The 19,144-nt window shown below is 42.0% G+C and carries 14 protein-coding genes; 9 read left to right on the forward strand and 5 right to left on the reverse strand.

Features of this window, described 5'->3' with window-relative positions; genetic code table 11:
* Positions 1 to 5: 5 nt before the first annotated feature.
* The gene (locus tag GWK08_RS06430) at positions 6 to 932 is read right to left on the reverse strand and encodes a metal ABC transporter solute-binding protein, Zn/Mn family (RefSeq protein WP_163606070.1); all 927 of its coding nucleotides are present in this window, start codon (positions 930 to 932) and stop codon (positions 6 to 8) included.
* 46 nt (positions 933 to 978) lie between these two features.
* On the opposite strand from GWK08_RS06430, the gene GWK08_RS06435 reads away from it, so the two are divergent.
* The 3 genes from GWK08_RS06435 to GWK08_RS06445 all read left to right on the forward strand — a co-directional run bounded on the left by GWK08_RS06435 (position 979) and on the right by GWK08_RS06445 (position 3,835).
* Complete coding sequence (locus GWK08_RS06435; protein ID WP_163606071.1) at positions 979 to 1,662, forward strand: metal-dependent transcriptional regulator; 684 nt, start codon at positions 979 to 981, stop codon at positions 1,660 to 1,662.
* Between the two features lie 305 nt (positions 1,663 to 1,967).
* Positions 1,968 to 2,618, forward strand: coding sequence for a carotenoid biosynthesis protein (locus GWK08_RS06440; protein ID WP_163606072.1), 651 nt, complete (start codon positions 1,968 to 1,970; stop codon positions 2,616 to 2,618).
* Positions 2,619 to 2,686: 68 nt separating this feature from the next.
* Entirely contained in the window at positions 2,687 to 3,835 is a 1,149-nt protein-coding gene (locus tag GWK08_RS06445) for a lycopene cyclase family protein (RefSeq protein ID WP_163606073.1), read from the forward strand.
* Here GWK08_RS06445 and GWK08_RS06450 read toward each other — a convergent pair.
* A complete protein-coding gene (locus GWK08_RS06450) occupies positions 3,832 to 4,806 on the reverse strand; it encodes a polyprenyl synthetase family protein (RefSeq protein WP_163606074.1) in 975 nt (324 codons plus the stop codon). The two genes, GWK08_RS06445 and GWK08_RS06450, sit on opposite strands and share 4 nt — an antisense overlap.
* A 159-nt stretch (positions 4,807 to 4,965) precedes the next feature.
* On the opposite strand from GWK08_RS06450, the gene GWK08_RS06455 reads away from it, so the two are divergent.
* From GWK08_RS06455 to GWK08_RS06470, 4 genes are read left to right on the forward strand one after another with little or no spacing between them, the layout of a single operon-like run.
* Positions 4,966 to 5,559 carry a TetR/AcrR family transcriptional regulator gene (locus GWK08_RS06455; RefSeq protein ID WP_163606075.1) on the forward strand — a complete coding sequence of 198 codons (594 nt, stop codon included), beginning with the start codon at positions 4,966 to 4,968 and terminating at the stop codon, positions 5,557 to 5,559.
* A gap of 4 nt (positions 5,560 to 5,563) precedes the next feature.
* Positions 5,564 to 6,907 carry a TolC family protein gene (locus tag GWK08_RS06460; protein WP_163606076.1) on the forward strand — a complete coding sequence of 448 codons (1,344 nt, stop codon included), beginning with the start codon at positions 5,564 to 5,566 and terminating at the stop codon, positions 6,905 to 6,907.
* A 24-nt stretch (positions 6,908 to 6,931) separates the two neighbouring features.
* Complete coding sequence (locus tag GWK08_RS06465) at positions 6,932 to 8,131, forward strand: efflux RND transporter periplasmic adaptor subunit (protein WP_163606077.1); 1,200 nt, start codon at positions 6,932 to 6,934, stop codon at positions 8,129 to 8,131.
* Positions 8,124 to 11,645, forward strand: a complete 3,522-nt coding sequence (locus GWK08_RS06470) for an efflux RND transporter permease subunit (RefSeq protein WP_163606078.1) — start codon at positions 8,124 to 8,126, stop codon at positions 11,643 to 11,645. The genes GWK08_RS06465 and GWK08_RS06470 overlap by 8 nt, the downstream gene beginning before the upstream one ends.
* Positions 11,646 to 11,716: 71 nt before the next feature.
* Here the strand turns inward: GWK08_RS06470 and GWK08_RS06475 are convergent, their stop codons facing one another.
* The 3 genes from GWK08_RS06475 to GWK08_RS06485 all read right to left on the reverse strand — a co-directional run bounded on the left by GWK08_RS06475 (position 11,717) and on the right by GWK08_RS06485 (position 16,510).
* Positions 11,717 to 12,070 (reverse strand): toxin-antitoxin system YwqK family antitoxin, encoded by a 354-nt coding sequence (locus GWK08_RS06475; RefSeq protein ID WP_163606079.1) that lies wholly within the window; start codon positions 12,068 to 12,070, stop codon positions 11,717 to 11,719.
* 185 nt (positions 12,071 to 12,255) lie between these two features.
* The gene (locus GWK08_RS06480) at positions 12,256 to 13,575 is read right to left on the reverse strand and encodes a RagB/SusD family nutrient uptake outer membrane protein (protein ID WP_163606080.1); all 1,320 of its coding nucleotides are present in this window, start codon (positions 13,573 to 13,575) and stop codon (positions 12,256 to 12,258) included.
* Between the two features lie 13 nt (positions 13,576 to 13,588).
* The gene (locus GWK08_RS06485) at positions 13,589 to 16,510 is read right to left on the reverse strand and encodes a SusC/RagA family TonB-linked outer membrane protein (RefSeq protein ID WP_163606081.1); all 2,922 of its coding nucleotides are present in this window, start codon (positions 16,508 to 16,510) and stop codon (positions 13,589 to 13,591) included.
* Positions 16,511 to 16,735: 225 nt separating this feature from the next.
* Between GWK08_RS06485 and aspS the strand changes: the two genes are divergently transcribed.
* The gene (gene aspS / locus GWK08_RS06490; RefSeq protein ID WP_163606082.1) at positions 16,736 to 18,484 is read left to right on the forward strand and encodes an aspartate--tRNA ligase; all 1,749 of its coding nucleotides are present in this window, start codon (positions 16,736 to 16,738) and stop codon (positions 18,482 to 18,484) included.
* An 89-nt stretch (positions 18,485 to 18,573) separates the two neighbouring features.
* Complete coding sequence (locus GWK08_RS06495; RefSeq protein ID WP_163606083.1) at positions 18,574 to 19,077, forward strand: ferritin; 504 nt, start codon at positions 18,574 to 18,576, stop codon at positions 19,075 to 19,077.
* Positions 19,078 to 19,144: the final 67 nt, after the last annotated feature.

Here is a 19,144-nt window from a genome sequence, read left to right on the forward strand (position 1 = left end):
CTTTTCTATTTCAGGGCACCCACAATGGTATTCACATTGTAGCGAAACATCCCGGTATAAGTGCCTTCTACAGTTCCTTTATTACCCAGGGCATCGGAATACAATATTCCTCCGATAGTTACTTCATGTCCCTTAGAACGTATCGATGCCTGCAGGGCTTCGATGGTCCTTTTCGGAACCGAACTCTCCACAAAAATAGCTTTTACCTTTTTTTCGATGATAAACTTTGCCAGTTCCTGAACATCCTGTACTCCGGCTTCGGTAGCCGTTGAAAGCCCCTGAAGGCCCACCACTTCAAAACCGAAATCCTGCCCGAAGTAATTAAAGGCATCGTGAGCAGTAACCAGAATACGCTTTTCGGCAGGAAGGCCTTGTATGATCTGCCTGATATCGGTATCCAGAACATTAAGGGATTCCAGGTATTTTTTACCGTTCTCCTCAAATAGCGTTGCGTTCTTAGGATCGGCTTCCTTTAGTTTTTCGACAGCAAAAGCGGTCATCTTTTTCCAGAAACTGATATTAAACCAGATATGCGGATCGTAATTCGATGCAAAATATTCAGACCCTATCAGCTTCGCCTCATCAACAGCATCTGCCAGGGCCACGGTCTTAACGTTTCTTCCTTCCATCTTTTCGAAAACCTCCACCAGTTTTCCTTCCAGGTGAAGGCCGTTGTAAAACACCACATCGGCATTGAACAATTTGCTTACATCTCCTTCACTGGCTTTATAAAGGTGGGGATCTACCCCGCTACCCATCAGCCCCTGTACTTCAATAGCATCTCCCCCGATATTTCCTATCAGATCGGTAAGCATAGTGGTGGTGGTCACCACATTAAGTTTAGCATTCTCGTCCTTTTTAGCATCGTTCTTACATGCAAAAACAAAGATTGCCGTAAGGATCAAGATATATTTGTTCACTGTCTTTTTCATTTAATTTTTTAGTGTAACTTTGAGAGCAAATGTAAAAAAGTTAGGCATGACTAACAAGTTTTATTCGTATGATTTAACAAAGAGCGAGGAAGACTACTTAAAAGCACTCTTTCAGATAATTATAGAAAGTGAAGTAACGAAAGTGGGCAATAACCAGCTGGCCGAATATCTGAAGGTATCTCCGGCTTCTGCAAACAATATGATCAAAAAACTGAAAGGCAAAAAACTTGTGATCAGTGAAAAGTACGGGAAGCTGGAACTGACTTCCGAAGGGAAGGAAATTGCCGTTTGGCTGGTTCGCAAGCACCGGTTATGGGAAACTTTCCTGTATAAATACATGAATTTTAGCTGGGATGAAGTACACGAAGTAGCCGAACAACTGGAGCACATAAGATCTGCCAAGCTTATTGACGAACTCGATCGTTTTATGGACTACCCGCAAAAGGATCCGCATGGCGATATCATTCCGGATGAAAAAGGAAATTACGAATTGACACCCAAAATTACCCTCTCCCATTTAAAAGGCGGAGAACGGTGCAGGCTGGTTGCTGTGAACGACAGTTCGGTAGCCTTTTTAAAATACGTATCCGAGATCGGGCTTGCCTTGAGCAGTGAGATCAAAGTAGAGGAGGTTGTGGAATTCGACAGGTCTGTTCGCATCAGCTTTAGCGACAGAACGGAAACCGTATCCCGTAAATTTGCGGATAATATTTTTGTGGAATTACTATAATTAAATTACGGCATTCACGTAATTTCAAAAGATATTTAAACAGGAATACCTTTGAAATTTCCTTGCAAAAGGATCAATATCCCTTTAATTAAGGTCAGTTCCGCCCAATTTTGATTATAAATAGATCACATTGAGTATCTTTAATCCTGAGAATTGTTAAAGATTAAATAAACCCCCTAACCTTTGAAATCAAAACTCATCATTATCAGGTGTATAGAGAATTCTTTTCCTGAAAGCCGGAAGCAAACTCTCCGGATGTTCCAAGTGTCAAACCCTTTTCTTATCCGTTAATAAAGATTCAGATTATGGGTAAACCGGAAATCCTGAAATTACTTCTGAAGGAAAAATTAAAAGTCTCTATTGCTCTTATCTGGCTGCTGAATGCCCTGGCCATTATAGGGATCTATGCGGGTTTTGAAAGCGTTCTTGTAGCTCTGACCCCTCTTAATCTTATTTGTATCCTTTTCCTTATCCTTTGGCATACCGATTTTAAAAAGCAAACGCTTATTGCATTGAGCATTCCCTTCCTGATCGGATTGACAGTTTCCTACCTGGGAGTTAATTACGGCCTGATCTTCGGTCCCTTTTCTTATGGAGAAAATTTAGGCTTCAAAGTACTTAATGTTCCTCTTATCATGGGAGTGTACTGGGCTATTCTCACCTATTCTACGGCTTCTATCAGTAAACTGATCAGTAATCATCATATACTGGCAGCCATTTCGGGAGCTGTACTTACCACTTCTCTGGACCTTCTGATCGAGGTTTCGGCTTCCCGTTTCGACTACTGGCGATTTGAGCAGGGGTTTGCACCTATTCAGAACTATATCGGGTGGTTTGCAGTATCTTTTGTAGTACACCTCATCTTCCAGAAAGTTCTGAAAAATGACCACTTTATGTTGTCCTTTCATATTTTCACCGCCATGACAATGTTCTTCTCTGTCTTTACCTTTTTTTAAAGAAGACATAAACACAAATAGGGTAATATTGTGTCTTTCTAAGAGTTTTATAGTAAATTGACCTCGGTTTGAAAGGCGTAAAACATTACGATTATATTATCCTCGGAACCGGGCTGGCAGGTTTGCAGCTGGCTTATTTTATGGTTCAGGACGACTTCTTTAAAGATAAGTCCATCCTATTATTGGATAAATCCAAAAAACAAAAAAACGATCGCACCTGGTCTTACTGGGAGGTCGGCCACGGCGATTTCGACAATATAGTTTATCAGATCTGGAACAGTATTTATGTCGGAAACGAGCATTTTAATATCACTGCACAGGTACATCCTTATCAGTACAAAATGATAAAGGGTATAGATTTCTACAACTATATGCTGGGAGTTCTTCGAACTTATAAGAACCTGACTTTTGTAAAGGAGGAAGTATTGAGTTATCAGGACAACGGCACTCTGATAACCGTAAACACCGCTTCGAAGACCTATGAAGCAGACAAAGCTTTTAACAGTCTTCTGCAAAAGGAGAAAATGCTGGAGCAGGAACGTTTCCCGCTTATACAACAACATTTTATCGGGTGGTTTGTAAAGACGGAAAAGCCGGTCTTTAAAGTTGACCGGGCCGGTTTTATGGATTTTACGGTGCCACAGAAAGGCAATACGCGCTTTATGTATGTCCTTCCTTTTTCGGAGACCGAGGCCCTGGTAGAATATACACTGTTTTCTTCCGAGCTGCTTCCGAAGGAGGAATATGAAGAAGCCATTGAGGCCTATCTGAACAAGATGGGAACCGGGACATATGAAATACTGGAAAAAGAAGAAGGAAGTATTCCGATGACCAGTTATAAATTTCATCAGCACGACTCAGAAAACCTCATCAATATAGGTACCGCAGGAGGGTGGACAAAGGCCAGTACAGGCTTTACCTTCCGGAATACCGGTAAAAAAGTAAAGAGGTTACTAGAGTATATGAAGAAGAATGAAGACCTCTCCGGTTTTAACAAAAAGAACAGGTTCTGGTATTACGATCTTATTCTGCTGGATGTGCTCAACAGAAGAAATGACCTGGGAGCTTTTATTTTTCCCACGCTATTTAAAAAGAACAAACCTCAGCTGATCTTTAAATTCCTGGATGAGGAAACCAACTTTAAGGAGGAAATAAAAATAATGCTATCTATTACCCACTGGCAGTTTATCAAAGCATTTTTCAGAAGACTTTTTTAAACCGATCTGTTCATCAGTTTTTTACCGAATTCCATCAGCATTTGTTTTTTGTCTTCGGACACACACATATTCTCAAGAACCCCAAAGGCCTTTTCCGTATAGTGTTGTATTTCCTGCCGGGTAAGCGCAGCTGCTCCGCTACTCTCGAAGATCTGCTTGGCGGTCTCTATCTTATCTGCAGGTTCCTTGGGCTGAATACTAAAGAGGTGTTTTAATTGCTCTGCTTCTTCTCTGTCGGCTTTTTCCAGAGCTTTCAGGTAAAGGAAGGTCTTCTTATTTTCAATGATATCCCCTCCTACTTGTTTCCCAAAGGTTTTGGGATCCCCAAAGGCATCCAGATAATCGTCCTGTAACTGGAAGGCCAGTCCGAGGTTCAAACCAAAATCGTAGATCGCCTGTGCATCATTGGTTTCCGCGTCTGCCACCAGGGCACCCATTTTCATAGCGGCTCCGACCAGGACGGCTGTTTTATATTCTATCATTTTAAGGTACTCCTTAATGGTAACATCGTCCCGGGTCTCAAAATCCACATCGTATTGCTGGCCTTCGCAAACTTCGATAGCCGTTTTACTGAACAATTTTGCCAGCTCTCTGAATGTTTCCGGTTCATAACCTTCAAAAAAACGATAGGCAATTATCAGCATAACATCACCCGAAAGGATCCCGGTATTTATATCCCATTTCTCATGCACGGTTTCCTTTCCTCTTCTCAGGGGAGCGTCATCCATAATATCGTCATGTACCAGAGAAAAATTGTGAAATACCTCAACCGCCAGAGCAGCATCCAGGGCTTTCCTGAAATCGGCCCCGAATATTTCGGCAGACATCAGGGTGAGTACCGGCCTTAGCCTTTTTCCTCCCAATTGAAGGATATAAGATACAGGTTCATACAGGTTTCGGGGCTCTCTGGTTTTTACCTTCATGCTCATATATTCGGTAAAAGCCTCCTGATATTCTTTTATGGAATGCATGCAGTAGAATTATTTTTCGGCTAAAATACCATAATTCGATCTCAATTTAACCTAAATCTAAAATAAGTGTTAAAAAATTGTAAAACGATGGAAACTTTTATTGTTTTTAAAGTTTCCTTGTGTATTTTTGTCCCCCAAAAACATTATTTACACACTTAAATGAAGGAGGAAATTTTAGAAAAGGCAGGAGAAATGTTTTTAAAGCTCGGCTTTAAAAGTGTGACCATGGATGACATTGCCAATGAGATGGCTATGTCTAAAAAAACACTTTATAAGTACTTTAAAAACAAAGAGGTTCTCGTAGAAGAAAGCACTTCTATGATGCATGAGGCCTGCCATATGGGGATCCAGATGATCACCGACCAGGGCTACAACCCTATCCGTGAGAATTTTGAGATCAAAAAAATGTTTAAGGAGATGTTTAAGAATGCCGATTCGTCTCCCATATTTCAATTAAAAAAATACTATCCGAAAATACACGAGCGTGTTATGTGCAAAGAAATGGGTGCTTTTTCGGAATGTGTCAAACAAAATATAAACCGGGGTATTGAGCAAGGGTATTACAGAGAACAGATCGATATTGACCTGTGTATACAATTCTATTTTGCCATTGTTTTCAGTATTCATGAAAATGCCGAGACCGAAAACCGTCCGGAGTTTGAAGTCCTTGCATTGGAATATCATACCCGGGCCATTGCTACCGAAAAAGGTATAACAGAGTTAGAAAACCAATTATTAAACTATACGTCATAAATAAATGAACCCAAAGTTCCTTTTAATAGCCTTATGCTTTGTAGGGGTACTACAAGCTCAGGAAAAAAAGCTGTCTTTTACGCTTGATGAAGCCATCACGTATGCGCTTGAAAACAACCGGGCCGCAATTAATGCAGATCGGGATATCGATGCCGCTAAAAAACAAAAATGGGAAACCACTGCAACCGGTCTCCCGCAGATTAGCGCTAAAATAGATTACCAGAATTTCCTTAAACAACAGGTAACCCTGTTCGATACCAACGGAGATGGTATTGATGAAGAGTTTACCTTCGGGACCAGGCAAAGTGTAAATGCTGTCGCTACGCTGGAGCAGTTGCTTTTTGACGGTTCCTACCTTGTGGGCTTACAATCTGCCAAGGTGTTCCTGGAGATCTCCAAGAATGCCAAAGTAAAAACAGATCTGGAAGTCAGAAAATCGGTAATCGACGCCTACGGAAACGTACTTTTGGCCGAGGAAAGTGTTGCTATTCTCACCAATAACCAGGCAGTGCTTCAGAAGAACGTAAACGAGACCCAAAAGATCTTTGAGAACGGACTTGCCGAAGAAGAAGATCTCGAACAATTACAAATAACACTGGCAAATGTGACCAGTAACCTGAATAACACAAAGCGACTCAGAGATGTGGCTTATAAATTATTCAATATTACGCTGGGGATAGAACTGGATGCCGAGGTTACCCTTACCGAAAAACTGGAGGCACTTGCCATTCAGAATATCAATGAGAACCTTAACAGTGCTCCCTTATCGTTAGAAAGTAATATAGATTATAAAATTGCCGATAACAACAAGCGTTCGCAGGAATTGTTACTAAAGCTGGAAAAAAGCCGCGCTTTACCAACACTAAATGCATTTGTTAACGGAGGTTATCAGGGTTTTAGCGATGAATTTACTTTTCTGGACAGCGGGCAGCGTTACTTCGGAAGCTCTCTTATAGGGGTAAGTTTAAATATTCCCGTTTTCAGTTCGCTTCAGCGATCTGCAAAAACACAACGCGCAAAAATAGAACTGGAAAAGGCCAAGACCGACCTGGAGGATACGGAACAAAGGTTGAGATTACAGCTGGTTAATGCCAAAAGCAATTATCAGTTCGCTATTGAGCAATATCTGACCTCTAAAAAGAATCTGGAACTGGCAGAGCGTATCGAGCGCAAAAACCAGGTAAAGTATTCGGAGGGTATTGCTACCAGTTTTGAACTGAGGCAGGCTCAGACACAGTTGTATACCACTCAGCAGGAATACCTTCAGGCTATGTTGGATGTCATTAACAACAAAGCGGAACTGGAAACTATATTAAATTCAGACACTTTAGTAAAATCAGGAAAATAAGCATACACCAAACAAATCAACGCAATGAGAAAATTATATATTAGCATATTCGCAACCGCTCTTTTAGCCTCCTGTGGAGGTGGAGGTTCCCAGACATCTGTAGAAGATGTTATAGCCGAGGGAAACCTTAAAACTCTTAAATCCAAAAAGAAAGAGATCGAAGCAGAGCAAAAAGCCCTGGAAGCAAAAATAGAGGCTTTGAATGAAGCCATTGCCCAAAAGGATACGGTACAGAAACTTCCATTGGTTACTACTTTTAAAGCCAAGGACACTGTGTTTCATCATTACCTGGAGCTACAGGGAAGTGTTGAGACCAAACAGAACATCGTTATCTTTCCTGAAATGGCAGGAATACTCACCAGGGTATTCGTTAAAGAAGGTCAAAGGGTAAGAAAAGGACAGATCCTTGCAAAAATCGATGACGGAGGGCTAAGCCAACAGGTAGCACAACTGGAGGTACAGGCGCAACTGGCCAAGACCACCTATGAGCGTCAGAAGCGTTTATGGGATCAGAAAATAGGTTCTGAGATCCAGTATCTTCAGGCAAAGACCAGTTATGAATCTCAGAAGAACGCAGTAGATCAGTTAAAACGCCAGTTGGCAAAAACTTCGGTTACTGCTCCTTTCTCAGGAGTTGTAGATGATATTATTACCGAGCAGGGTTCGGTAGTGGCACCCGGACAGTCTCAGCTGATCAGGATCGTAAATCTGGACGATATGTACATCCAGGCAGAGATCCCGGAAAGTTACCTGCCAAGTGTGGTTAAAGGAAAAGAAGTTCAGGTCTTTTTCCCTGTACTGGGAGAAACTGTTAAGACCAGTATCCGTCAGGCGGGGAATTATATCAACCCTAACAACCGATCTTTTAAGATTGAGATCTCCGTTCCCAACAAAAGCGGAAATATCAAACCCAATCTTACGGCACGCCTTAAGATAAACGATTACACAAATGAAAAAGCCATCCTGATCCCTCAGAGTGTGATCTCGGAAAATGCCGAAGGAAGGCAGTATGTGTACATTACCGGAGAACAGAACGGGAATCATGTAGCGGAAGCCAAACGTTCGCTGATCACTACTGGAAAGACCCAGGGAGATTATGTGGAAGTACTTTCAGGTATATTGAATAATGATGATGTTATAGAAGAAGGAGCCCGAAGTGTAAAGGATGGACAGAAAGTTGAAATCAAGAATCAGGAATCAGAAAAACAGCCAGAAAATGAGTAAAAAGCAGAAAAATGTCGACAAGGAGTTCAGGCTCTCATCCTGGGCGATAGACAACAAGACCACTATCTATGTGATGATAGGTATTTTTTTGGTGCTTGGTCTTTCTGCCTATTTCGGGATGCCGAGAGAGAACTTCCCTGAGATCAAGGAAACCAAGATCTATATCAGTACTCCCTATCCCGGGAATACCTCAGAGGATATTGAGCGTCTTATTACCGATCCGCTTGAAGACCGGCTGAAGAACGTGAGTAATGTGGTAGAGGTACTTTCAACCTCTCAGGAAGATTATTCCATTATTACCGTGGAGTTCGATGAAGATATTACCGTAGAAGCGGCCAAGCAGAAGGTTAAGGATGAAGTAGACAGTGAAAAGGCCAATGAAGACTGGCCCACTTTTAACGGAGCCAAGGTAGAGCCTAATGTCTTTGACCTTAATATCTCGGAAGAGACGCCTATCCTGAATATCAATATCTACGGAGATTATCCGGTAGACAAGCTAAAAGAGTACGGAGAGTACCTGGAAGATGAAATTGAAGACCTTCCGGAAATAAAGCAGGTAGATATTCGCGGAGCTCAGGAAAAAGAGGTGGAAGTAGCGGTTGATATTTACAAGATGATGGCTGCCAAGGTGAGTTTTGATGATGTTTTGAATACCATCAGAAACGGAAATGCTACCATCTCTGCCGGAAACCTCATCACAAGCGGGCAAAGAAGGACCATCCGTATTTTAGGAGAGATCGAAAAGCCCAGTCAGTTAGATGATTTTGTAGTTAAATCTGATGACGGTGCCGTATACCTGAGAGATATTGCAAAGATCTCCTTTAAAGAAGAAGATAAAACTACCTATGCCCGGGAATTTCACGGGAGTAGTGTGGTAATGCTGGATGTAAAAAAGCGGGTAGGTAAAAATATGATCCAGGCCGCAGAGCAGATCAACAAGATCGTGGAGGATGCACAGGAAAATGTGTTCCCGACAGATCTTTCTGTGAGCGTTGCCAATGATCAATCTGCAAAAACATTAAACCAGGTAAGTGACCTGGTAAACAATATTATTTTCGGGATCGTCCTGGTAGTAGGAGTTCTGATGTTCTTCTTAGGCTTCAGAAATGCTCTTTTTGTTGGATTTGCCATCCCGATGTCTATGTTTATGTCTTTTATGATCCTTTCTGCTTTAGGTTATACCATGAACACCATGATCCTTTTTGCACTGATCATGGGACTTGGAATGCTGGTAGATAACGGGATCGTGGTTGTTGAGAACGTATATCGTTTAATGGAGGAAGAAGGAATGAGCAGGATAGAAGCAGCCAAGAAAGGGATCGGAGAGATCGCATTTCCGATCATCATTTCTACGGCAACTACGGTTGCAGCTTTCGTTCCGCTGGGTCTATGGCCGGGAGTAATGGGGCAGTTTATGATCTATTTCCCGATCACCCTGTCAGTAGTATTGGGATCCTCTCTTTTTGTGGCCATCTTTATCAACTCCATGCTGGTATCGCAGTTTATGGAAACGGGAGAAAAGGTACTTAGCAGGAAGCAATTAATACGTTTGAGTATTATTCTGGGAGGTATCGGAACTTTTATTCTTATTGTCGGAGGACCGGTGAGAGGTCTCGGATCGCTGATGATCTTTACGGCTTTTATGTTCTGGGTGTACCGCTACGTACTTAAGCGTGCAGCTACCTTTTTCCAGACCCGTATCCTTTCGTGGCTGGAAAACAAATACAAACAATTTCTCGGTTATGCATTAAGAGGATGGCGTTCTTTTGCCGTTGTCGGAGGAACCTTTTTACTTCTCTTTGTAGTTTTCGGTCTTTTCGGGGCCTCAATGGCCAGTCAAAGAACCAAGGTAGAGTTCTTCCCGGACAATAAGCCAAATCAGATCATTGTGTATATCGAATATCCTCAGGGAACCGATATAGATAAGACCAATGCCATTACCAAAGACATTGAAAAAAGGGTATTTGCTGTTCTTAACGATCAGGAGTACCTGGAAGCACAGGAAGGAGAAGATTATAACTTCCTGGTAGAGTCTGCAGTTTCCCAGGTTGGTGAAGGAGCAGGAAACCCTCAGACCGATGGTGGGTCTAATGCCGAAATGCCGCATAGAGGTAAGATCACTGCCACTATGAGAGAATATAAGTTCAGACAGGGGAAAGACAGTGAGGTTCTTAGAGAGAAGGTACAGGAGGCTCTGAAAGGTATTTATCCGGGGGTTGCCATTTCGGTTGAAAAAGATGCCGTAGGTCCGCCGGCCGGATATCCTATCAATATAGAGATTGAAGGAAATGATTATGCAGAACTTATTGCTACTGCCGAAGAAATGAGAAACTTTATCAACTCCAAAAGTATTGCCGGAATTGAAGAGTTAAAGATAGATGTAAACCGTGGAAAGCCGGCGATGCAGGTAGCGGTAGACAGGGAGAAAGCAGGAGAGCTGGGAGTATCTGCCGGACAGGTAGGAACTCAGCTAAGACGTTCTCTCTTTGGTGAAAAAGCAGGAATTTATAAGAAAGACGGGGAAGATTATGATATCTATGTGCGTTTTAACCAGGATCTGAGATATAATACCAGTGCCCTGTTTAACCAGAATATTATTTTCAGGAACAATCAGGGACAACTTAAGGAGATCCCGGTTTCTGCGGTAGCCTCTCAAAAGAATACCTCTTCTTTCAGTGCCATTAAGCACAGAGATACTAAAAGAGTGGTAACCCTTTATTCGGGACTGGAACCCGGTTTTACAGATGCAGGTGCCATCGTAACCCAGATCCAGGCGGAGATGCAAAATTACCACAACCTTCCGAGGGGTGTTGAAATAGATTTTACCGGGCAGATAGAAGAGCAAAATAAGCAGATGCAATTCCTGATGGGAGCTTTCTTCTCAGGTCTGGGTCTGATCATGCTTATCCTGGTCTTCCAGTTCAGCTCTATTTCCAAGCCTACTATTATTATGATAGCCATCTTCCTGAGTTTTATAGGTGTTTTCGGGGGAATCCTTCTAACCGGAGCTCCCTTTGTGATCATGATGACCATGATGGGGATCATTTCCCTGGCGGGAATTGTAGTAAACAACGGAGTGGTGTTACTGGATTATACCCAGTTGCTGATAGACAGGAAAATGGTGGAATTAGGTGTGCCTGACGATCAGTTGCTGGATGCAGAAGAAGTACGTAAGATCATTATTAGAGGAGGTAAAGCCCGTTTACGTCCGGTATTATTGACCGCGATCACAACAGTTCTCGGGCTAATACCGCTTGCCGTAGGTTTCAATATAGATTTCTTCTCGCTCTTTACTAATTTCAATGCGAATATCTATTTTGGAGGGGATAATGTGATCTTCTGGGGGCCATTGGCATGGACCGTAATATACGGGCTTATCATAGCCACCTTCCTTACCCTGGTAGTAGTGCCGGTACTCTTCTTCCTGGTTCACAAGCTAAAGCTAAGGATCAGAGGAAGCAGAAATACCGCCGCTCCTGTAATCGTTCAAAAAGAAGTGGAAGTAGTTGCTTAAAAGCAACACAAGCATAAAAACAAAAATCCCGGGAAGTTCCCGGGATTTTTTATATCATGTAATCTGGAGTCTTATTTATTTATTACAACCGGATTTGAATTTTTCCATTTTGTAACGTTTACTATCCTGCTGTCATTATAATCTACTTCGTTTAACGTCCCGTCTTCTGTCCAGAAAAACCATTTTCCGATTTTCTTTCCATTCTCGTATTGCCCCATGGCAATCTTCTTTCCGCTCAGATTATAAGCTTTCCACTTTCCGTGAACTTTCCCATCTTTATAAAATCCGATTTGGGCAATTTCTCCATTATCATGGTAATAGGTAGCTTTTACCATATCACCTTCTTTTTCCAGGAGAGGTTTATCATTCTGGGCCATCAACGTAGCCGTAAACAGCATAGCAAAAATTAAAATCAGGTTCTTCATAGTATATATTTTAAATATTATTATTCTCGCATGTATAACAAATATAGAGATTTATTAACTATTTGTCAATGTTTAGGTAACATTAAATTAACATTGAAGAAGTAAAAAACTGTTTATCAAAACATTAACCCAATAAAAAACTCCTGCAAATGCAGGAGTTTTTGACTTTTTAAATCTCTACTTACTTATTCATTTTCGGTAAGTGGAGTTGGAAGTACATTGAATATCTGATCTCCGGGCCTGTCTATAGGTAAGGTATTAGATAAATTGTACCTTCTAAGATCGAACATCCTGTGATTTTCCGCCCATAAGGAATAGCGTCTTTGATTTAACATTTCATCGATTAACGCCTGCTGGGTAACAGCTCCTGCATAGTCTGCCAAACCTGCGGCATTACGGATCACATTTAGAGCATCCACTCCTTCTGTCAGCTGATTCGATCTGATATTAGCCTCCGCATAGATAAGAATCAATTCTTCATTCCTGATAATATCTATCGGACTAATATTCGATGCGTAAAGGGCCGTTTCATTGGTCCCGTTCAAATCATCCTGACTGGTAGGATTGGTTCTAACACTTGTTTTAGTGGTCACTCTTGTGTCTCCCGCTTCGGCATCCGTAACCCAGCTATCGTGTACAATGATCTGATCTCCGTTATTATCCGGGATCTTAAATACCGGATTGGTTACATCTCCACTGTTAAGACTGAAAGAATGCTTTGGTCCTACTGTCAGATCACCTCCCATATCGAAAAATGAATCTCCGAGGGCCGCCAGGGTTGCAGGAAAGTCTTCTGCATATAAGGCTGCTGTTGCCAGTACCGCCCTGTTAAACTCTAAAAAGGTTTGAGGTGTATTAAAGCCATCAAAACCACTGCTCAGGTTAAAAGCAAATTCTGTCCCTGCGGCGTTTAAGTCGCTTTGCGCATCATTCAGAAGTGTAATGATCGCAGCTAAAGCCGGTCCAAGGTCCAGGAACGGTCCTAAATTATCCGGATCGGTCACATCTATTCTGGCCCTTCCATAGGATTTAAGGACATCGATCAATTCATGTGCGATGATGGTTCTGGCATATCCTACATATCCGGCTCTTTGCTGAGCATCTATAGCCTCAGTATTATTTGCGGATTCTATTAAAATATTTGCATTCTTAATAGAGCGGTATCTACCTGCAAAAGGCGCTGTGGAATAAAAGGAATTGTTATCCAGATTAATTCCGTTCTTTCCGAGCAGATCTCCCGTATTTCTGGGATCCGCATCAAAAAGATAGAGTTCTCTGCCCAGCGTTCCGCTTCCGGTAGTCTGGATTCCGAGCCCGTTTCTCATAGCGGCCTCTACTCCTACAACCAGATTATTCAGTTGATCAACGGATGCATTGTTCAGGACCCCTTCCAAACTAGGTCGGTTCGGGTCTATTTGATCATCAAAGGTGCAGGATGCGGTGGTTATCAGGGCCATTACCGCTATTACGTACACCATTTTTATATTTCTGTATATTAATTTCATGATTTTCCAGATATTAAAAATTAACATTTAAGTGAAAATAAAATTGCTTAGAACTAGGAAATGGTGTAACCTCAATTCCACTAGATAATCCTGCTCCTCCATTCACCGATGTTTCAGGGTCATAACTGCTGTAATCGGTGATAGTAAATAAATTCCTTGCAGAAATTCCAATTCTAGCTCCTTCTATATGTTTTCCGAACCACCCTAATCCCGATTTAGGGATCCTGTAATACACGGCTGCTTCTCTTAATCTAAGGTATCCTGCAGGTTCAATAAAACGACTTGCCGTTGCCGGTGATGTTCTTCTGGCTTCTCCTTCGGGAGTTTCCAAATCCGGTGATGTTCTCCCCAAATCTGTTAAGAACCTAGATAGGTTCAGGTTATTTCCTCCTTCTTTCCAATGTAGCAAAAAGGACACGTCCCAGTTCTTAAAAAGTGTGATTTGGTTGTTGAATGATACTTGAAAATCGGGTTCAACATCTCCTAATTGGGTCGGAACTCCATTCACATTTCCTGCTAATTGAGTTACCGGCTGACCTTCCTGTATAAAGAATGTTCCCAAACCTAATCCGAATCCGGCTCCAGGCTGAGGGAAAGCGGGCACATCCAGTCTGGTTACTTCAGATCTGTTCAACCAGAAATTAACTCCGGTATTCCAGTAAAAGTTCTCCCGGTTAAATACATCCAGACGTACAGCAACCTCCACACCATTATTCCTTAAGTCTGCAAGATTGGTCGTTTCTGTGCTAAATCCTGATGAAGTGGGTAGCGTACGACTCAAGATCAGATCCTTAACCCTTCTGTTATAGAAGGTAAATTCCAGGCTTACCCTGTTTGCGATCCTCGTATCAAAACCAACCTCGAACTCTGCAGAAGTTTCAGGCTCAATATCGGAATCACCACGTAATGCAGCGATAGTTGATCCTCCGTTACCACCTATGGAAACAGCATCCAAACTGGTGAATGTTGATCCGAATGCACCAGACGATCCGGTTTCCCCATATGCGGCTCTTAGCTTAAACAGATCCAGGTAAGAAACATTCCAAAAATCAAAACTAGCTAAATTCAGTGCTAATGAAGCTTTTGGAAAACCATACAACCTGTTGGGGTCTCCATTCAGTGTAGATTTATCTAACCTGTACCCTAAAGTTGCAATAATACGGTCCTTATAATTTGCTTCTACCTGACCGAAATATCCAAATTCCCTTACCGTAGACCTGGTCTGGGTGATGGCTTGTGCCGATGATTGCCCCAAATTGGTCTGGCCCGGGATAAGTTGTGTAGCCTGATTGAACACTATATCTGCCTGTTGTTCCAGATATGTAATACCTCCCTGGGTAGTGAATGCAAGATCTCCATCCAAAGCATCACGGTTCCAGATGGCAATTGCCTGGTAATTGTAATTGGTAAAATTGTTCTTTCCAACTCCTATAAAACCATTCTGATTTCCTCTTTGTGCCTGATGGGTTTCCGGAACATATACAAAAGTCTCATTAGCCAGGAAGTCCAGTCCTCCATTAAAAACCAATCTCAATCTATCTCTATCTGTATTCAATAAATTGGTGGTAACCTTAAGGCCTTGAATGATCCTGTTGTTCTTGTCCTCATTCCTTGCAAGGTCCCGAACAAAAATCGGGTTTCCGGGATAATTGGGGTTATCCGGATAATTTCCGCTGGCGTCCGGAAAAAGATTGATCCAGGGACGTGTAAATGCCAATGTATATCCGTAACTCAGTCCTCCCTCATTCTCGTTTCCGGTAAAGCTCCTGCTGGAACTACTTCTGGTATAATTAGTAGAGGTAGAGAAACTGAATACATCGGAGATCTTGTGATCGATATTTGCTCTTAAAGAAAATCTTTCGAAGCCGGTATTCTCAATAATACCTTCTTCGTCTCTGTAAGAACCTCCCACATAGAATTTGGTTTTATCACTTCCTCCGCTGGCACTTAACCTGGTTTCCGTAATAAATCCTTCCTCTCCGTAGATCTCATCTTCATAATCTATAAGACCTCCGTTTGCAATTGCATTTTCAAAAAGTAGCCGCTCAGCAGCTCCAAAAGCTGTTTCAACACTTTCCGCCGTCCAGGGTCTTAATCCCAATTTTTGAATGATGGTGTTGAAACCTGTATCCTGGCTAAACCGGATATCGGTCTTTCCTGCCCTACCTCTTTTGGTGGTGATGATCACTACCCCGGCATTCGCCCTTGTTCCGTAGATAGCAGCAGCAGAGGCTCCCTTAAGGACCTCAATATTTTCAATGTCGTTAGGGTCAAGGTCGGCTATCCTGTTTGAAGAGTTTTCTTCATTTCCTCTGTTAGCTCCTGATGCAAATCTCAAACCAGAGGGGATCTCTGCGTTATTGATATAAACACCATCTACAATAAACAGAGGCTGGTTATTTCCGTTAATAGATGAAATACCTCTCAGTCTTAATGCAAATCCACCACCCGGAGCACCGGATGAAGAAGTAATGTTTACCCCGGTAAGCTTACCATAGAGAGCACCATCTAACGTTGGTTGTGTGGTGGTCCCTACCAATTCTTCCGCGGAAACAGTGGATACCGCATTTGCCAAATTCCTTCTCTTAATGGAAGTTCCAAGACCTGTAACTACCACCTCATCAAGTCCGGTAGCGGCAGAGGCCATCGATACCGAAATAGGTGTTGAGGAAGTAACCGTTACTTCCTGAGTTTCATAACCTAGACTGGAAAAAACCAGTGTTGCCGGAAGGGACGATACATTAAGCTGAAATTTACCGTCGAAATCGGTCACTGTTCCATTCGTTGTTCCTTTCTCAAGTACATTTACTCCGAGCAGGGGTGTGGATGTATCTGCCTCTACGACAGTACCACTCACCTGTTGCTGAGCAAAAACACCTACAGACAGGAACAAAAAAAAGACATAGATTGCCTTTTTGAAATAACTTTGTTTCATAATCTGGTTGTTTTTTAATTAATAAATCGATTAGCTTTTCCTTAAGTTTTTATGATATTTTAACGAAAATCGTCACTAATTTAAGTTTTTTAGTGAGAAGTTGATAATTATAACAGTTAATTTTTGATCTTAGGCTTAAATAAAAGACTACAAAAATTACTTCACTTCATTATATTACTTCCTGATTTAACTTATTAACTTTGCAGCTTCAAACACAGATCAAGAATGTACAGAAGTCATAACTGCGGTGAGTTAAGAGTATCCGATGTAAATAAGGAAGTTACACTTTCCGGATGGGTACAGCGAATTAAGGACAGAGGAATACTAAACTGGGTGGTCATCAGGGACCGATATGGTATAACCCAATTGCTTTTCGATGAGGAAAGGACCCCAAAGGAATTACTGGAAGCTTCCAAAAAACTCGGAAGGGAATTTGTTATACAGGTAAAGGGTACCGTTATAGAACGGGAATCCAAAACCAAGAATATGGCAACAGGAGATATTGAGGTTCTGGTTTCAGAGCTTCAGATACTGAACGAAGCCCAGACACCTCCCTTTACTATTGAAGATGAAACAGATGGTGGGGAAGACCTCCGTATGAAATACCGTTATCTCGACATCCGCAGGAATCCTGTAAAAGACAATCTGATCTTCAGGCACAAGGTTACCATGGAGGTCAGGAAATACCTTTCCGATCAGTCATTTATAGAAGTGGAAACTCCCTATCTTATTAAATCGACTCCGGAAGGAGCCAGGGATTTTATTGTGCCCAGCAGAATGAACGAAGGGCAGTTCTATGCGCTTCCGCAGTCGCCTCAGACATTCAAGCAACTTTTGATGGTTGGCGGTATGGATAAATACTTTCAGATCGTAAAATGTTTCAGGGATGAGGATCTGCGCGCCGACAGGCAGCCGGAATTCACCCAAATAGATTGTGAAATGGCTTTTGTTGAGCAGGAAGATGTTCTAAATGTCTTTGAAGGTCTGACACGTCATTTACTAAAAGAGATCAACGGTGTTGAGGTTGGCGAATTTCCAAGGATCACTTATGATGAAGCTATGAAGAAATACGGGAATGACAAACCCGATATCCGCTTCGGAATGGAATTCGGAGAACTTAACGATGTAGCCAGGAATAAGGATTTTAAAATTTTCAACGAAGCCGAACTGGTTGTCGGTATAGCAGTTCCGGGAGCTGCTTCCTACACCCGTAAGGAGATCGACAAGCTTATAGATTGGGTAAAACGCCCACAGGTTGGTGCTATGGGAATGGTTTATGTAAAATGCAATGAAGACGGTACCTATAAATCTTCAGTAGATAAATTCTACGACCAGGAAGATCTTGCCAGCTGGGCCAAAGTTACCGGTGCGAATGCAGGAGATCTTATATGTGTGCTTTCGGGCCCTACGAATAAGGTAAGAGCTCAGCTAAGTGCGCTTCGAATGGAGCTTGCAGAGCGTCAGGGACTGAGAAAAGCCGATGAGTTTGCTCCTTTATGGGTAGTAGATTTTCCTTTGCTGGAATGGGATGAAGAAACCGAAAGATATCATGCCATGCACCACCCTTTCACATCGCCCAAACCGGGACAGATAGAATTGCTTGCTACGCAGCCCGGAGATGTCAAGGCCAATGCATATGACCTGGTCCTAAACGGAAATGAAATAGGCGGAGGCTCTATCAGGATACACGATAAGCAAACACAGGCACTTATGTTTGATTATCTCGGTTTTAGCCCGGAAGAGGCCAAAGCACAATTTGGCTTTCTGATGGATGCTTTCCAGTATGGAGCACCACCTCACGGAGGGATCGCTTTCGGACTCGACAGACTGGTGGCTATTCTGGGAGGTCAGGAAACCATCAGAGACTTTATAGCGTTCCCTAAAAACAATTCGGGAAGGGATGTAATGATAGATGCGCCTGCAGATATTGATAACGAGCAGCTTAACGAGCTCAACATCGCGCTGAAAAACTAAAACAGATTTATTTATTCTCTTTATAAATTAAAAGGATGCCTTTAGTCAAAGGCATCCTTTTTGTAATTTTGGATAAAAAGGAACAGACAATGCAAAAAGAAATCGAAACTTTACTAAATAACCAGATAAAACTGGAAGGTACCGCCTCTATGCAATACCTGTCTATGGCGTCATGGGCAGAGGAAAACGGCTTTAACGGAATAGCTGCTTTCTTCTACAAACAGGCAGAAGAAGAAAGGATGCATATGGTAAAACTCATCAAGTTCGTTAACGAACGCGGAGGAAAAGCCATTATTCCGGTACTGGATAATATTCCGGATAAATTTGATTCTGTGGATCATCTATTCTCCACTTTCCTGGAAAGTGAACAGAAAGTAACCAATCATGTTAATGAGATCGTTTTTCAATGTCTTGAATTAAAGAATTACACGGTTCATAACTTTATGCAGTGGTATGTTGCGGAGCAACTTGAAGAAGAAACGCTTGCAAGAACCATTCTCGACAAACTCAATATCATCGGAAACGATAAGGGCGGACTTTATCTGTTTGATAAGGACCTGGAGACTTTTGAAATTGAACAGGAAGAAAACTAGTCCTGATTTTCATACGATAAAAACACTTTTTATCTTAATTTTGAATCCTGCTTCGTGCAGGATTTTT

Origin of the sequence: Leptobacterium flavescens (assembly GCF_010671605.1) — a bacterium.
GTDB classification, from domain to species: Bacteria; Bacteroidota; Bacteroidia; order Flavobacteriales; family Flavobacteriaceae; genus Leptobacterium; species Leptobacterium flavescens.

Excerpts from the sequence above, each read along its gene's own strand:
- GWK08_RS06450 (WP_163606074.1), bottom strand. The coding sequence starts at position 4,806 with ATGCATTCCATAAAAGAATATCAGGAGGCTTTTACCGAATATATGAGC.
- GWK08_RS06465 (WP_163606077.1), top strand. The coding sequence starts at position 6,932 with ATGAGAAAATTATATATTAGCATATTCGCAACCGCTCTTTTAGCCTCC.
- GWK08_RS06440 (WP_163606072.1), top strand. The coding sequence starts at position 1,968 with ATGGGTAAACCGGAAATCCTGAAATTACTTCTGAAGGAAAAATTAAAA.
- GWK08_RS06470 (WP_163606078.1), top strand. The coding sequence starts at position 8,124 with ATGAGTAAAAAGCAGAAAAATGTCGACAAGGAGTTCAGGCTCTCATCC.
- GWK08_RS06480 (WP_163606080.1), bottom strand. The coding sequence starts at position 13,575 with ATGAAATTAATATACAGAAATATAAAAATGGTGTACGTAATAGCGGTA.
- GWK08_RS06435 (WP_163606071.1), top strand. The coding sequence starts at position 979 with ATGACTAACAAGTTTTATTCGTATGATTTAACAAAGAGCGAGGAAGAC.
- GWK08_RS06475 (WP_163606079.1), bottom strand. The coding sequence starts at position 12,070 with ATGAAGAACCTGATTTTAATTTTTGCTATGCTGTTTACGGCTACGTTG.
- GWK08_RS06495 (WP_163606083.1), top strand. The coding sequence starts at position 18,574 with ATGCAAAAAGAAATCGAAACTTTACTAAATAACCAGATAAAACTGGAA.
- GWK08_RS06460 (WP_163606076.1), top strand. The coding sequence starts at position 5,564 with ATGAACCCAAAGTTCCTTTTAATAGCCTTATGCTTTGTAGGGGTACTA.
- GWK08_RS06455 (WP_163606075.1), top strand. The coding sequence starts at position 4,966 with ATGAAGGAGGAAATTTTAGAAAAGGCAGGAGAAATGTTTTTAAAGCTC.
- GWK08_RS06430 (WP_163606070.1), bottom strand. The coding sequence starts at position 932 with ATGAAAAAGACAGTGAACAAATATATCTTGATCCTTACGGCAATCTTT.
- GWK08_RS06485 (WP_163606081.1), bottom strand. The coding sequence starts at position 16,510 with ATGAAACAAAGTTATTTCAAAAAGGCAATCTATGTCTTTTTTTTGTTC.
- aspS (WP_163606082.1), top strand. The coding sequence starts at position 16,736 with ATGTACAGAAGTCATAACTGCGGTGAGTTAAGAGTATCCGATGTAAAT.